10 protein-coding genes, 2 tRNA genes and 2 rRNA genes are annotated in these 16,164 nt (G+C 56.3%); all 14 read left to right on the top strand.

Translation table 11 applies throughout. From position 1 onward, the window contains the following. Window positions 1-44: 44 nt before the first annotated feature. On the top strand, window positions 45-689 hold the full coding sequence (locus HS961_RS11605) for a YfgM family protein (protein WP_182328037.1): 645 nt from the start codon (window positions 45-47) through the stop codon (window positions 687-689). 22 nt (window positions 690-711) lie between these two features. Then, window positions 712-1,863, top strand: coding sequence for an outer membrane protein assembly factor BamB (bamB, locus tag HS961_RS11610; RefSeq protein ID WP_182328038.1), 1,152 nt, complete (start codon window positions 712-714; stop codon window positions 1,861-1,863). A gap of 21 nt (window positions 1,864-1,884) precedes the next feature. Then, window positions 1,885-3,225, top strand: coding sequence for a ribosome biogenesis GTPase Der (gene der / locus HS961_RS11615; RefSeq protein ID WP_182328039.1), 1,341 nt, complete (start codon window positions 1,885-1,887; stop codon window positions 3,223-3,225). Window positions 3,226-3,354: 129 nt separating this feature from the next. After that, window positions 3,355-3,606, top strand: a complete 252-nt coding sequence (hfq, locus tag HS961_RS11620) for an RNA chaperone Hfq (protein ID WP_369460124.1) — start codon at window positions 3,355-3,357, stop codon at window positions 3,604-3,606. Window positions 3,607-3,704: 98 nt separating this feature from the next. Continuing rightward, the gene (gene hflX, locus HS961_RS11625) at window positions 3,705-4,862 is read left to right on the top strand and encodes a GTPase HflX (protein WP_182328237.1); all 1,158 of its coding nucleotides are present in this window, start codon (window positions 3,705-3,707) and stop codon (window positions 4,860-4,862) included. Window positions 4,863-4,920: 58 nt separating this feature from the next. Beyond that, on the top strand, window positions 4,921-6,285 hold the full coding sequence (hflK, locus tag HS961_RS11630; protein WP_182322119.1) for an FtsH protease activity modulator HflK: 1,365 nt from the start codon (window positions 4,921-4,923) through the stop codon (window positions 6,283-6,285). Window positions 6,286-6,294: 9 nt separating this feature from the next. Further along, a complete protein-coding gene (gene hflC, locus HS961_RS11635) occupies window positions 6,295-7,179 on the top strand; it encodes a protease modulator HflC (RefSeq protein ID WP_182322121.1) in 885 nt (294 codons plus the stop codon). A gap of 188 nt (window positions 7,180-7,367) precedes the next feature. Next, entirely contained in the window at window positions 7,368-8,516 is a 1,149-nt protein-coding gene (locus HS961_RS11640; protein ID WP_182322123.1) for an ATP phosphoribosyltransferase regulatory subunit, read from the top strand. A gap of 29 nt (window positions 8,517-8,545) precedes the next feature. After that, on the top strand, window positions 8,546-9,919 hold the full coding sequence (locus HS961_RS11645) for an adenylosuccinate synthase (RefSeq protein ID WP_182322125.1): 1,374 nt from the start codon (window positions 8,546-8,548) through the stop codon (window positions 9,917-9,919). 34 nt (window positions 9,920-9,953) lie between these two features. After that, complete coding sequence (locus tag HS961_RS11650; protein WP_182322127.1) at window positions 9,954-10,478, top strand: phosphoribosyltransferase; 525 nt, start codon at window positions 9,954-9,956, stop codon at window positions 10,476-10,478. Between the two features lie 427 nt (window positions 10,479-10,905). Next, window positions 10,906-12,438: ribosomal RNA gene (locus HS961_RS11655) — 16S ribosomal RNA — on the top strand. A 114-nt stretch (window positions 12,439-12,552) separates the two neighbouring features. Next, a tRNA-Ile gene (locus HS961_RS11660) sits at window positions 12,553-12,629 on the top strand. Window positions 12,630-12,718: 89 nt separating this feature from the next. Beyond that, window positions 12,719-12,794, top strand: a tRNA-Ala gene (locus HS961_RS11665). A 403-nt stretch (window positions 12,795-13,197) separates the two neighbouring features. After that, window positions 13,198-16,075: ribosomal RNA gene (locus HS961_RS11670) — 23S ribosomal RNA — on the top strand. Together the 16S and 23S rRNA genes with 2 tRNA genes alongside form the textbook arrangement of a ribosomal RNA operon. Window positions 16,076-16,164: the final 89 nt, after the last annotated feature.

Below are 16,164 nucleotides of genomic sequence, written 5' to 3' on the forward strand. Positions count from 1 at the left end.
CTTCGGCTGCAGATATTTTTTTGACTCAACTCCATTAGAACAATATGGCAACGCATTTAGATCTGGAAGAACAGGAACAGATAGACCAGCTCAAGCACTTCTGGAACAAGTGGGGCACCTTGATCACCACCGTTTTGGTGGTGGTAATGGGTGGCTTTGCAGCATGGAACGGCTACCAGTACTGGCAGAACCGCCAGGCCTCGCAAGCCAGCGCGTTATCGTCTGCGGTCGAGGCGGCCGTCAATTCGGGCGACAAGACCCGCATCGATCAGGCCTTTGGTGATCTGCGCAGCAACTACGGCGGCACCATCCAGGCGGCGCATGCCGGCCTGCTGGTGGCCAAGGCTGCGGGTGACAAGGGCCAGATGGACGATGCCAAGGCAGCGCTCACCTGGGTGGCGGACAATGCCTCGGACGAAGGCCTGAAGGCCACGGCGCGTGTGCGTTTGGCAGCCGTGCTGCTCAACAGCCAGGCCTATGACGAGGCGCTCAAGGTGCTCAATACCAAGATGCCGACGGAATTTGATGCAGTCGTGGCAGACCACAAGGGTGATGTCTACCTGGCCAAGGGCGACAAGGCGCAAGCCATTGAGTCCTACAAGTCGGCCTTGCAAAAGACCGAACCGGGCGTGGAATACCGCAACGTGATCTCCGTCAAGCTCAATGCGCTGGGCGAAGATCTGAAGTGATGGATGGCAAAAGGCAGTGCGCATGAAACAACAACAGGCATATTCCGCAGCGGCTGCTGCGGCTAAAGTTTTGACGGTATCGGCAGTGGCCCTGGCCATTGCAGGCTGCTCTCTGTTCTCGTCGGACAAGCGCAAGCCTGTCGAGCTGGAGCCCAATGTGGCGCTGATCTCCGTCCAGCAAGCCTGGACCCAGCGCATTGGCAAGAGCAACCCGACCTTGGTGATGAATGTCAGCGGCAAGGTCGTGACCTTGGCGTCTGCCGATGGCCAGGTGGCTGCCATCAATGCCGATACCGGTGCTGATCTGTGGCGCCTCAATGTCGGCCAGAAGCTCTCTGCCGGCGTGGGCAGCGATGGCCAATGGGCCGCCGTGGTGACGGAAGACGGCAACCTGGTGGCCATCAACCAGGGCAAGGAAATGTGGCGCAAGCGCCTGCCAGCGCGCGTCTATACCGCGCCGTTGGTGGCCGGTCAGCGCATCTTTGTGCAAAGTGCAGACCGTTCGGTGCAAGCCTTTGATGCAGCATCCGGTCAGTCGCTCTGGGCCCAGGCCAAGACGACGGAAGCGCTGGTTTTGCGCCAAAGTGGCGTACTCACTGCCTACCAGGACACCCTGGTGGCTGGCGTATCCGGCCGCTTTGTCGGTATCGACCCCAACACCGGCGCGCTGCGCTGGGAAGTGCCGATTGCCAGCCCACGCGGCACCAATGATGTGGAGCGCCTGGTCGAACTCGTCGGCGGTGTCTCGCGCGAAGGTTCAGTGCTGTGCACCCGTGCCTACCAGATGGCGGTGGGCTGCATCGATGCAGCCACAGCGCAACTGAGCTGGACCGTGCGTGCGGAAGGCATCAATGGGATTTCGGGTGATGCCGAAGTCGTGGCCGGTGCCGATGGCAACGGTGTCATCACGGCTTGGGCGCATGAGGGTGGCAGCGTGGTGTGGACGAGCAATCGCCTGCGTTACCGCAAGCTGAGCCAGCCGTTGGTGCTGGGCCGCTCTGTGATTTTTGGTGATAGTTCGGGCACCGTACACATGTTGTCCAAGAAAGACGGCTCACCGCTGAACCGTTTCTCTACCAACAGCTCCGGTATCAGCGTCGCGCCCGTGTTGGCAGGCAACACCATGGTGGTGCAGACGAATGACGGCGCGGTGTATGGCTTTAGGCCCGAGTAATAAAAGAAAAAGTAGTCAGGAATGAAGCCAGTTATTGCTTTGGTGGGTCGCCCCAATGTGGGCAAATCCACCTTGTTCAACCGGATGACCAAGTCGCGCGATGCCATCGTGGCCGACTATGCCGGTTTGACACGTGATCGCCATTACGGCCAAGGCCGTCAGGGCAAGCACGAGTACATCGTGATTGATACCGGCGGTTTCGAGCCCGATGCCACCAGCGGTATTTTTAAAGAAATGGCCAAGCAGACCCGCCAGGCGGTTGCCGAGGCCGATGTGGTGCTGTTTGTCGTCGATGTGCGTCTGGGCCTCTCCGCCCAGGACCATGAGATTGCTGGTTTTCTGCGCCGCTTGGGCAAGCCAGCGATGCTGGTGGGCAACAAGGCCGAAGGCATGAAGGACGGCGGCCAGCTGTCCGAGTTCTACGAGCTGGGTCTGGGCGAGGTATTCCCCGTCTCGGCCGCGCACGGCCAGGGCATCCGTACCATGATCGACATGGCCCTGGAAAAGCTGCCTTGGCTCAACCAGGATGAGGACGCCGAACCCGAGGAGGATGACAGCGTCATCAAGCTTGCGGTGGCAGGGCGCCCGAACGTGGGTAAATCCACCTTGATCAACACTTGGTTGGGCGAGGAGCGTCTGGTGGCCTTTGACATGGCGGGCACAACCCGTGATGCGATTGCCGTGCCGTTCGAGAAGAATGGCCAGAAATTTCAGCTGATCGATACCGCAGGTTTGCGCCGCAAGGGTCGGGTGTTTGAGGCGATCGAGAAGTTCTCGGTGGTCAAGACCCTGCAGGCCATTGAAGGCGCCAACGTGGTGCTGCTGCTGCTCGATGCCACCCAGGGTGTGACCGACCAGGATGCTCACATTGCGGGCTTTATTCTGGAGAGCGGCCGCGCGGTGGTGCTGGCCGTGAACAAATGGGATGCGCTGGATGATTACGGTCGCCAGATGCTGGAGCGCTCGATCGAGCTGCGCCTGTCCTTTCTGAAGTTTGCGCCGCTGCATTTCATCTCGGCCAAAAAGCGCCAGGGCCTGGGCCCTGTCTGGACCTCGATGATCCAGGCGCACAAATCGTCCACCTGCAAGATGCCTACGCCGGTGCTCACGCGCCTGCTGCTGGAGTCGGTGCAGTTCCAGACACCCAAGAAGATCGGCCCGTACCGCCCCAAGCTGCGCTATGCCCACCAGGGTGGCATGAACCCACCGGTGATCGTGATCCATGGCAATTCGCTGGAGCACATCACCGATGCCTACCGCCGCTTTTTGGAAGGCCGATTCCGCAAGGAATTTAATTTAATCGGCACCCCCTTGCGGATTGAATTCAAGACCTCACTTAACCCTTACGCTGACAAAGATTGATAGCGTACAAGTGAGGTGAGGTCTGCACCACAGACCCATTGCATGGAATAAACCATTTATCGTTCAGTTTAGTTGCCACTGTGGTAAGGTGGCGTTTTACAACAACACTGTCTGAACACGGAGAATATCGTGAGCAACAAAGGCCAACTTCTGCAAGATCCATTCCTCAACGCTCTGCGCCGCGAGCACGTGCCAGTGTCCATTTATTTGGTCAACGGCATCAAGCTGCAAGGCCAGATCGAATCCTTTGATCAGTACGTTGTGCTGCTGCGCAACACCGTCACCCAGATGGTGTACAAGCATGCGATCTCGACCATTGTCCCCGGTCGTGCTGTGAATTTTGCAGCACCTGACTCGCAAGACAACGAAGCTGCAGCCTAACGCTTTTGACAGCCCTATACCCGTGAAATACACGGGTGAACAGCTCTACATCATTGAGTAATCAACAAAATTTCAACGACAAGAAATCCACCCCGGTCATGTTGGTCGGGGTGGATTTTGGTTTTCCGCACTTCGATTCCGAACTGGAAGAGTTGGGTCTGCTGGCACAAACCGCTGGCCTGAACCCGGTTGCGCGCCTGGTTTGCAAGCGCAAGGTGCCCGATGCAGCGCTGTTTGTCGGTAGCGGCAAGGCCGACGAGATCCGCCTGGTGGCGCAGACCCATGGCGCGACCGAGATCCTGTTTGACCAGGCGTTGAGCCCGGCCCAGCAGCGCAACCTCGAGCGCCATCTGCAGATGCCGGTGAACGACCGCACCTTGCTGATTCTGGAGATCTTCGCGCAGCGCGCGCGCAGCCATGAGGGCAAGCTCCAGGTCGAACTGGCCAAGCTGCAGTACCTCAGCACGCGCCTGGTGCGTCGCTGGTCGCACTTGGAGCGGCAGCGTGGCGGTATCGGCACACGCGGTGGTCCGGGTGAGACCCAGATCGAGCTGGACAAGCGCATGATCAATGATGCGATCAAGCGCACCAAGGACCGTCTCATCAAGGTCAAGAAGCAGCGCGCGACGCAGCGCCGCCAGCGAGAGCGCAATGACACCTTCAATGTGTCGCTGGTGGGCTACACAAACGCGGGCAAATCCACCTTCTTCAATGCGGTGGTGAAGGCGCGCGCCTATGCGGCCGACCAGTTGTTTGCGACCTTGGACACCACCACGCGCCAGATGTACCTGGAGGCGGCGCAGCGTTCATTGTCGCTGTCGGATACGGTGGGTTTTATCCGTGATCTGCCCCACGGGCTGGTCAATGCTTTTGAGGCAACCCTGCAAGAAGCAGTCGATGCAGATCTGCTGCTGCATGTGGTGGATGCCTCCAACCCTGCCCACCCGGAACAAATACAACAAGTTCAAAAGGTTCTTCGGGAAATTGGGGCAGAAAACGTGCCGCAGGTTCTGGTATTCAATAAACTGGATGCCGTTGAGCCAGACCGACGGCCACCAGCACTTGCAGACAGCTATGAGCTCGACGGTGTGCAGGTTCCTCGATTCTTTGTCAGTGCGGCCAAGGGCCAGGGCTTGGAAGCCGTGCGCGAGCACCTGGCCCAGGCCTTGCTGGCGCGGCAGGCATCGCTCAACCCGGGCGATGCTTTGGAGATAGCCCCAGACGCCGACGACGAATTGCTGGGAAATGCCCACTAGGCCTGCCACAATGGCTGCTTGCATGCGCTTGTAACGCTGATTCATAGAGACATCGCTAATGAAACTTCATTCACGTTTTCCGCGCCTGGCCTTGCTCCCGCAAGGCCTGCGCGGAATGTTTAACCTGAACGATCCCCGCTGGGGGCGGGGCGACGACGGCAAGGACGACAGCAGCAATGCCGGTCAAGAGCCTTCGCGTCCTCCCTACACCCCTCCCGAGCAGAACAACCGCCCCAATCCGCAGCGCCCCGCCTCTGGTGGTGCGCCCGATCTGGATGAGTTGTGGCAAGACCTGAACAAGAAGCTTGGCGGCTTGTTTGGTGGCGGCAAAGGCGGTGGCACGGGCCGCGGTGGCGCAGGCCAGCCCCCCGAATTCAAGGGTGCAGGCGTTGGCCTGGGGCTGATCGTCGGCGTTGCCGCACTGATCTGGCTGGGTACCGGCTTTTTCATCGTGCAAGAAGGCCAGCAGGCCGTCATCACGCAGTTCGGCAAGTACAACAAAACGGTGAACGCCGGTATCAACTGGCGCCTGCCTTACCCGATTCAGCGCCATGAGCTGGTGTATGTTTCGCAGATCCGCTCTGCCGATGTGGGTCGCGACAGCATCATCAAGACCACGGGTCTGCGTGAATCGGCGATGCTGACCGAAGACGAGAACATCGTCGAGATCAAGTTTGCGGTGCAGTACCGCCTGAGCGATGCGCGTGCCTGGTTGTTTGAAAGCAAGGCGCCGGCAGATACCGTCATCCAAGTAGCAGAGACCGCCGTGCGCGAAGTGGTCGGCAAGATGAAGATGGACGCCACACTGGCCGAAGAGCGTGACCAGATTGCCCCGCGCGTGCGCGAGCTGATGCAGGTCATCCTGGACCGCTACAAGATCGGTGTCGAGGTAGTCGGTGTCAATCTGCAGCAAGGTGGCGTGCGTCCGCCCGAGCAGGTGCAGGCTGCGTTTGATGATGTGCTCAAGGCCGGTCAGGAGCGCGAGCGCACCAAGAACCAGGCAGAAGCCTATGCCAATGATGTGGTGCCGCGTGCCACGGGTACGGCATCGCGTCTGATGGAAGAGGCCGCTGCGTACAAAGAACGTATCGTTGCGCAGGCCCAGGGTGATGCGCAGCGCTTCTCGTCGATCTATACCGAATACCAAAAGGCGCCCGTGGTCACCCGTGACCGTCTGTACCTGGAAACCATGCAGCAGGTCTACAGCAATGTGACCAAGGTGGTGGTGGATTCCAAGCAGGGCTCGAACCTGATGTATTTGCCGCTGGACAAGCTCATGCAGCAGGGTCAGGTCGGCGCTGGCGCAGGCGATGCCTCGGCCAGCTCTACTGCGCCCACGACCAGTGCACCCGCGCCAGCACCTTCGGTGCCTGATGCCCGTGCCCGTGATACCAGCCGTACCCGTGACCGCGAGTCGCGCTAGGAGTGATTTGTGAATCGAATGGGATTTTTAGCTTCAACCGTGCTGGTGGTGCTGGCCTTGCTCAGCTCCACGGTATTTGTGGTGGACCAACGCCAGTTCGGCATCAAGTATGCGCTGGGGCAGATCAAGGAAGTGATCACTGAGCCTGGTCTGAACTTCAAACTGCCGCCTCCGCTGCAGAACGTCACCTACTTGGACAAGCGTCTGCTCACGCTCGACAGCACCGATACCGAATCGATGCTGACGGCTGAAAAGCAGCGTGTGGTGATCGACTGGTATGTGCGCTGGCGCATTACCGATCCTTCGGCCTATATCCGCAATGTGGGCACGACCGAAGGGCAGGGCGCTGTGCAGCTGAACCGTGTGGTGCGCAATGCCTTCCAGGAGGAAGTCAACCGCCGTACAGTGCAGGACATGATCTCTGGCAAGCGCGAGCAGACCATGGCCGATGTCAAGCGCGAAGTGCTGGAAGCCGTCAAGGGCGGCAAGCCATGGGGCATCGACATTGTTGACGTGCGGATCACGCGCGTTGACTATGTCGAGGCCATCACGGAATCGGTATACAGCCGTATGGAAGCCGAGCGCAAGCGCGTTGCCAACGAGCTGCGCTCGACCGGTGGTGCTGTGGGCGAAAAGATCCGCGCTGATGCGGACCGCCAGCGCGAAGTGACGGTGGCCAATGCTTACCGCGATGCACAGGCCCTCAAGGGTCTAGGCGATGCAGAGGCGGCCCGGATCTATGCCGATGCCTTTGGCAAAGACCCGCAGTTTGCACAGTTCTACCGCAGCCTGGAAGCTTACAAGTCGAGCTTCAACAAGAAGTCTGATGTGATCGTGGTGGACCCTTCAACCACCGATTTCTTCAAGGGGTATCGCTCGTCGGGCAGCAAGTAACACCCGCGAGGCAAACCCTAAAAGCCACTTTGCATCTGCAAAGTGGCTTTTTTCATTCGGGTTTCTTATAGCATCGCTAGGCGCCAGGCTCTGTAATGGCCGCAAAGGCGCAGTGCCGAGAGCAGGAATGCCGTTCATCGGCTGTCATCCCTGTAGAATCACGTTTTTAACAGCCTACCCAATTCCCCATGTCTGCTTGGATCCTCCCGGATCACATTGCCGATGTGCTGCCCTCCGAGGCGCGCCACATCGAAGAGCTTCGGCGTGGCCTGCTCGATACGGCTTGTGCTTACGGCTACGAACTGGTGATGCCCCCGCTGCTGGAGCATTTGGATTCGCTGCTCTCCGGCTCCGGTGAAGCACTGGACCTGCTGACCTTCAAGCTGGTGGACCAGCTCTCTGGTCGCACCTTGGGCATTCGCCCTGACACCACCCAACAAGTTGCCCGCATTGATGCGCATTTGCTCAACCGCAAGGGTGTCACGCGTCTGTGCTACTGCGGCCCGGTACTGCATGCCAAGCCCGACCGCCCGCACGCCACCCGTGAGCCTCTGCAGTTTGGTGCCGAAATCTATGGCCATGCAGGTGTGGAGGCCGATGTCGAGGTGATCGCGTTGGCGACGCAATCGCTGCGCGTGGCGCAGCTGCATGATTTCTCGGTCGATCTGGCCGATGTGCGCATCGTTCAGCGTCTGCTCGCAGGCTTGTTGGTGGATCTGCCGACCCTGCGCCGCGTGCATGCTGCGCTGGCGGTCAAGGATGCTTCTGAATTGGCCGTGCTGACACGCGATTTTCCGCAGGCGCAGCGCGATGGTTTGCGTGCGCTGCTCAACTTGTATGGCGATGTGGCGGTGCTAGCCGAGGCTGAAAAGGCCTTGGTGGGCATCCCGGGCGTGGCCCCCATTCTGGCGGATCTGCGCCAGTTGGCCAGCCGCATTGACAGCCCTGCCGTGACGTTTGACTTGGCCGATCTGCGTGGCTACTCGTACTACAGCGGCATGCGCTTTGCAATCTATGCGCAAGGCGTGACCGATGCGCTGGTGCGTGGCGGCCGTTACGACGAGGTTGGCGCTGCCTTTGGCCGCAGCCGCCCTGCCGTGGGCTTCAGCCTGGATATCAAACAGCTGGTGCCGGTGGTGGAGCCGCGTCCGCTGAAGGCCGCCATTCGCGCGCCCTGGGTCGACCGCCACGATATGCGCGAGGTCATCGCCCGCCTGCGCCAGACCGGTGAAACCGTAGTCTGCGCCTTGCCTGGGCATGATGATGAAGTCGACGAATTCAATTGTGACCGCGAACTGGCTGAAGTAGATGGCCAGTGGATCGTGCGCAGCATTTAACCGTATTTTGTTCTTGGATGGGAAAAGACATGGCTATCTCCAAAGGTCGCAACGTTGTTGTGGTTGGCACTCAATGGGGTGACGAAGGCAAGGGTAAGTTGGTCGACTGGTTGACCGAGAGCGCGCAAGGTGTGGTGCGCTTCCAAGGCGGCCACAATGCAGGCCATACCCTGGTCATCAATGGCGTGAAGACGGCTTTGCACCTGATTCCCAGCGGCATCATGCGCCCGGGTGTCAAGTGCTTCATCGGCAACGGTGTCGTGCTGTCGGTCGGTAAGCTGTTTGAAGAAATTGAAGGCCTGGAAAAGGCCGGCGTTCAGGTGCGTGATCGCCTGCGCGTCTCTGAAGCCTGCCCGCTGATCCTGCCTTTCCACCAAGCACTGGATGTGGCCCGTGAAGCAGCCCGCGAACAAGGCGGCGTGCAAAAGATCGGTACCACCGGCAAGGGTATCGGCCCGGCCTACGAGGACAAGATCGCCCGCCGTGCGCTGCGCGTGCAAGACCTCAAGCACCCAGAGCGTTTTGCCACCAAGCTGCGCGAGCTGCTGAACCTGCACAACCACATCCTGGTCAGCGTGCTCGGTTCCGAGAAGTTTGACTTTGGCCCGCAATTGGCTCCGTACATGAAGAACGGCGAGATCCAGTTCGACGCTGTTTACAACGAAGCCATGCAGCACGCCGAGTTGATCAAGCCCATGATTGCCGATGTGTCTTCCGAGCTGAACCAGCTCCATGCCGAAGGCAGCAACCTGCTGTTCGAAGGCGCGCAAGGCTCGCTGCTGGATGTGGACCACGGTACCTACCCATACGTTACCTCGTCCAACTGTGTGGCCGGCAACGCCTCCGCTGGCGCAGGTGTCGGCCCAGGCATGCTGCACTATGTGCTGGGTATCACCAAGGCCTATTGCACCCGTGTTGGTGGCGGTCCGTTCCCGACCGAGCTGGAATGGCAAAAAGAAGGCACCCCTGGCTGGGTGATGAGCACCGTCGGTGCTGAAAAGGGCGTGACCACTGGTCGCTACCGCCGTTGCGGATGGTTTGATGCTGCCTTGCTCAAGCGCTCTGCCCAGATCAATGGCCTGTCCGGTCTGTGCATCACCAAGTTGGATGTGCTCGACGGCATCGAAGAGCTGCAACTCTGCGTAGGCTACGAGCTGGACGGCGAACGCATCGACCTGCTGCCTCTCGGCGCAGACGACATCGAGCGCTGCAAGCCTATCTATGAGTCGATCCCCGGTTGGACCGATACCACGGTGGGCGTGACCGAATACGACAAGCTGCCGATCAATGCGCGCCGCTACCTGGATCGCATCGCGGAAGTGACCGGTGTGCCGATCGCCGTCGTGTCGACCAGCCCTGATCGCGACCACACCATCCTGATGCACAACCCGTACCAGGCTTAAGCGCTGGTAGCTATATTTTTGATTGAGGAATCCCATGCTTACTGAAGACGGCAAGCACCTGTATGTCAGCTACGACGAATACCATGGTCTGATTGAAAAACTGGCCATCAAGATTCACCAGTCCGGCTGGGAGTTCGACACCATCCTGTGTCTGGCTCGCGGCGGTATGCGTCCTGGCGACATTCTGAGCCGTATTTTTGACAAGCCTTTGGCCATCATGTCCACCAGCTCGTACCGCGCAGAAGCCGGTACGCAGCAAGGACACCTGGATATCGCGCGCTTCATCACCACCCCCAAGGGTGAGATTGCTGGGCGCGTGCTGCTGGTCGATGACCTGGCCGACTCTGGTCACACGCTCAATGCGGTGATCAACATGCTCAAGAATAACTACGCGCCCATCACCGAGCTGCGCAGCGCGGTGATCTGGACCAAGGGTGTATCCACCTTCACGCCCGACTATTCGGTGGACTTTTTGACGACCAATCCATGGATTCACCAGCCTTTCGAAGGCTATGACTCCATGTCTCCGGCAAAGCTGCTAGAGAAGTGGAAGGTCTGACTTTTCGCTGCAGTTGAAAAAAATTGCAAATTTGTGAAATGCGTCGATAAACGCCTATACAATAGCGTCTATCGACAGCACGATGCCTTGCAAAGCTGCCAGACTCGAAAGAGGGCGGTTCGCAAGGTTTGTTTTTTTGGGTGCTGACAAGGTGGCAAGCGAAGACGCTGAAAACTTTGTCAAACAGTTCAAAAAGCTGTGCTACAATACAAGGCTTCGCTGATTGCAGCGGGGTGGATCTGGAAGCTAAGGCTTGCAGGTTAGGTCTTTAAAAATTAACAGCCGATAAGCGTGGGCGTTTGGTGGCGATTGCCATATGTTCTTCGGAGCAAAACAAGCGCTCACAAAAACAGTAATGAGTAAGATCTTAGGATCTTTTTTATTCCGTCAAGTGAGTGAGTAGTCGAGAGACTTTAAATTCAAGATCGAACTATAGAGTTTGATCCTGGCTCAGATTGAACGCTGGCGGCATGCTTTACACATGCAAGTCGAACGGTAACAGGTCTTCGGATGCTGACGAGTGGCGAACGGGTGAGTAATACATCGGAACGTGCCTAGTAGTGGGGGATAACTACTCGAAAGAGTAGCTAATACCGCATGAGATCTAAGGATGAAAGCAGGGGATCGCAAGACCTTGTGCTACTAGAGCGGCTGATGGCAGATTAGGTAGTTGGTGGGATAAAAGCTTACCAAGCCGACGATCTGTAGCTGGTCTGAGAGGACGACCAGCCACACTGGAACTGAGACACGGTCCAGACTCCTACGGGAGGCAGCAGTGGGGAATTTTGGACAATGGGCGAAAGCCTGATCCAGCAATGCCGCGTGTAGGATGAAGGCCCTCGGGTTGTAAACTACTTTTGTACGGAACGAAAAGACTCTTTCTAATAAAGAGGGTCCATGACGGTACCGTAAGAATAAGCACCGGCTAACTACGTGCCAGCAGCCGCGGTAATACGTAGGGTGCAAGCGTTAATCGGAATTACTGGGCGTAAAGCGTGCGCAGGCGGTTATGTAAGACAGAGGTGAAATCCCCGGGCTCAACCTGGGAACTGCCTTTGTGACTGCATAGCTAGAGTACGGTAGAGGGGGATGGAATTCCGCGTGTAGCAGTGAAATGCGTAGATATGCGGAGGAACACCGATGGCGAAGGCAATCCCCTGGACCTGTACTGACGCTCATGCACGAAAGCGTGGGGAGCAAACAGGATTAGATACCCTGGTAGTCCACGCCCTAAACGATGTCAACTGGTTGTTGGGAATTAACTTTCTCAGTAACGAAGCTAACGCGTGAAGTTGACCGCCTGGGGAGTACGGCCGCAAGGTTGAAACTCAAAGGAATTGACGGGGACCCGCACAAGCGGTGGATGATGTGGTTTAATTCGATGCAACGCGAAAAACCTTACCCACCTTTGACATGTACGGAAGTGACCAGAGATGGACATGTGCTCGAAAGAGAACCGTAACACAGGTGCTGCATGGCTGTCGTCAGCTCGTGTCGTGAGATGTTGGGTTAAGTCCCGCAACGAGCGCAACCCTTGCCATTAGTTGCTACATTTAGTTGGGCACTCTAATGGGACTGCCGGTGACAAACCGGAGGAAGGTGGGGATGACGTCAAGTCCTCATGGCCCTTATAGGTGGGGCTACACACGTCATACAATGGCTGGTACAAAGGGTTGCCAACCCGCGAGGGGGAGCTAATCCCATAAAGCCAGTCGTAGTCCGGATCGCAGTCTGCAACTCGACTGCGTGAAGTCGGAATCGCTAGTAATCGTGGATCAGAATGTCACGGTGAATACGTTCCCGGGTCTTGTACACACCGCCCGTCACACCATGGGAGCGGGTCTCGCCAGAAGTAGGTAGCCTAACCGCAAGGAGGGCGCTTACCACGGCGGGGTTCGTGACTGGGGTGAAGTCGTAACAAGGTAGCCGTATCGGAAGGTGCGGCTGGATCACCTCCTTTCTGGAAACTTAGCAATCAAAATTGAACGCCCACACTTATCGGTTGTTGGAACACAAGCCAAGGCTTTGTAGAGACTGTGTCTGTTAGGACGCAGCAGCTGCAAGGCGTTGGAATGGGTCTGTAGCTCAGCTGGTTAGAGCACTGTGTTGATAACGCAGGGGTCGTTGGTTCGAGCCCAACTAGACCCACCATTACGGTTCCGACGGATTAGAAGTTGAGCTTATGCCGCTTTGGTTGATTAGCTAGATGCTGATTGACTAGAGCAAGCTATAGGCAATCAGGGGGATTAGCTCAGCTGGGAGAGCACCTGCTTTGCAAGCAGGGGGTCGTCGGTTCGATCCCGTCATCCTCCACCAACACTTGTAATAGATAACTTATCAGATTGACCTTTAGGGTCATCAACACCAAAGCAGTTTGGAGACAGACTGCTTTGTTGTTGAGCGATATAGATCGCACAACACGGCTGTTCTTTAAAAATTCATAGAGTCGAAAATCAGCGTTGCTGGTGGAAACTGCACATTCGTAAAGGTTTAGTGCAGACCGTGCCACCAGCAACAATTTGATTGCGTCAAAACGAATGAAACTTTGCGTGAGCAATTTTTATTCAGTAATGACGAATATTCTACAAGCCTGCTGACTTAGCAATAGGTTGGCAAGATAGATATTCAATTTACGGCATAACGCGCGAGGTGAGAGACCTCGCAAAGCAGTTGCTTGGGTTCTTTGCTTGAGATCTAGAGATAGATGTCAAAGTTATAGGGTCAAGTGACTAAGAGCATGTGGTGGATGCCTTGGCGATGATAGGCGACGAAAGACGTGATAGCCTGCGATAAGCTTCGGGGAGTTGGCAAATAAACTTTGATCCGGAGATTTCTGAATGGGGGAACCCACCTAGCAATAGGTATCGGCAACTGAATACATAGGTTGTCGAAGCGAACCTGGAGAACTGAAACATCTAAGTACCCAGAGGAAAAGACATCAACTGAGATTCCGATAGTAGTGGCGAGCGAATTCGGAAGAGCCGTCTAGAGATAGTCATTGTGTTAACAAAACGGAATGGAAAGTCCGGCCATAGTGGGTGATAGCCCCGTATGTGAAAACGCAGTGGTGGTACTAAGCTAGAGACAAGTAGGGCGGGGCACGAGAAACCCTGTCTGAATATGGGGGGACCATCCTCCAAGGCTAAATACTCATCATCGACCGATAGTGAACAAGTACCGTGAGGGAAAGGCGAAAAGAACCCCGGGAGGGGAGTGAAATAGATCCTGAAACCGCATGCTTACAAAAAGTAGGAGCCCCCAGGGGTGACTGCGTACCTTTTGTATAATGGGTCAGCGACTTACATTCAGTGGCAAGCTTAACCGAATAGGGAAGGCGTAGAGAAATCGAGTCCGAATAGGGCGACAAGTCGCTGGGTGTAGACCCGAAACCAAGTGATCTATCCATGGCCAGGATGAAGGTGCCGTAACAGGTACTGGAGGTCCGAACCCACTAGTGTTGCAAAACTAGGGGATGAGCTGTGGATAGGGGTGAAAGGCTAAACAAACTTGGAAATAGCTGGTTCTCTCCGAAAACTATTTAGGTAGTGCCTCAAGTATTACCTGCGGGGGTAGAGCACTGTTTAGGCTAGGGGGTCATGGCGACTTACCAAACCTATGCAAACTCCGAATACCGCAGAGTACAGCTTGGGAGACAGAGCACCGGGTGCTAACGTCCGGACTCAAGAGGGAAACAACCCAGACCGCCAGCTAAGGTCCCTAAAACGGGCTAAGTGGGAAACGAAGTGGGAAGGCTAAAACAGTCAGGATGTTGGCTTAGAAGCAGCCATCATTTAAAGAAAGCGTAATAGCTCACTGATCGAGTCGTCCTGCGCGGAAGATGTAACGGGGCTAAGCCAGTTACCGAAGCTGCGGATGCACAGTTTACTGTGCGTGGTAGGAGAGCGTTCTGTAAGCCTGTGAAGGTGTCTGGAGACGGATGCTGGAGGTATCAGAAGTGCGAATGCTGACATGAGTAGCGTTAAAGGGGGTGAAAAGCCCCCTCGCCGTAAGCGCAAGGTTTTCTACGCAACGTTCATCGGCGTAGAGTAAGTCGGCCCCTAAGGTGAGGCAGAGATGCGTAACTGATGGGAAACGGGTCAATATTCCCGTACCGATGTGTAGTGCGATGTGGGGACGAAGAAGGTTAGCTCAGCCAACTGTTGGATATGTTGGTTCAAGCCTGTAGTCATGCCTGGTAGGCAAATCCGCCGGGCTAAGATGAGGGGTGATAACGGGTCTGCTTGCAGACGAAGTGAGTGATACCCAGCTTCCAGGAAAAGCCACTAAGCTTCAGCTACACACGACCGTACCGCAAACCGACACTGGTGCGCGAGATGAGTATTCTAAGGCGCTTGAGAGAACTCAGGAGAAGGAACTCGGCAAATTGACACCGTAACTTCGGGAGAAGGTGTGCCCTCAGTAAGTGAAGTTGAACAAATGGAGCTAAACGGGGTTGCAAAGAATAGGTGGCTGCGACTGTTTAATAAAAACACAGCACTCTGCAAACACGAAAGTGGACGTATAGGGTGTGACGCCTGCCCGGTGCTGGAAGATTAAATGATGGGGTGCAAGCTCTTGATTGAAGTCCCAGTAAACGGCGGCCGTAACTATAACGGTCCTAAGGTAGCGAAATTCCTTGTCGGGTAAGTTCCGACCTGCACGAATGGCGTAACGATGGCCACACTGTCTCCTCCTGAGACTCAGCGAAGTTGAAATGTTTGTGATGATGCAATCTCCCCGCGGAAAGACGGAAAGACCCCATGAACCTTTACTGTAGCTTTGTATTGGACTTTGAACAGATCTGTGTAGGATAGGTGGGAGGCTTTGAAGTGAGGATGCTAGTTCTCATGGAGCCAACGTTGAAATACCACCCTGGTGTGTTTGAGGTTCTAACCTTGGTCCATTATCTGGATCGGGGACAGTGCATGGTAGGCAGTTTGACTGGGGCGGTCTCCTCCCAAAGCGTAACGGAGGAGTTCGAAGGTACGCTAGTTACGGTCGGACATCGTGACGATAGTGCAATGGCATAAGCGTGCTTAACTGCGAGACTGACAAGTCGAGCAGATGCGAAAGCAGGACATAGTGATCCGGTGGTTCTGTATGGAAGGGCCATCGCTCAACGGATAAAAGGTACTCTGGGGATAACAGGCTGATACCGCCCAAGAGTTCATATCGACGGCGGTGTTTGGCACCTCGATGTCGGCTCATCTCATCCTGGGGCTGTAGTCGGTCCCAAGGGTATGGCTGTTCGCCATTTAAAGAGGTACGTGAGCTGGGTTTAAAACGTCGTGAGACAGTTTGGTCCCTATCTTCCGTGGGCGCTGCAGATTTGAGGAAGCCTGCTCCTAGTACGAGAGGACCGGAGTGGACACACCTCTGGTGTATCGGTTGTCACGCCAGTGGCATTGCCGAGTAGCTATGTGTGGAAGAGATAACCGCTGAAAGCATCTAAGCGGGAAACTCGTTCCAAGATGAGATCTGCCGGGGGCTTGACCCCCCTGAAGAGTCGTTCTAGACCAGGACGTTGATAGGTTGGGTGTGGAAGCGCAGCAATGCGTTAAGCTAACCAATACTAATTGCTCGTGAGGCTTGACCCTATAACTTTGATTGGCCCCGCCTTAGATGGGGCCCATGCAAAGAAACACTGCAACTGCAGTTATGCCAAAGGCTTGAAGTGAGAAAAAGA

Source organism: Comamonas piscis (genome assembly GCF_014109725.1).
Classification (GTDB): Bacteria; Pseudomonadota; Gammaproteobacteria; order Burkholderiales; family Burkholderiaceae_C; genus Comamonas; species Comamonas piscis.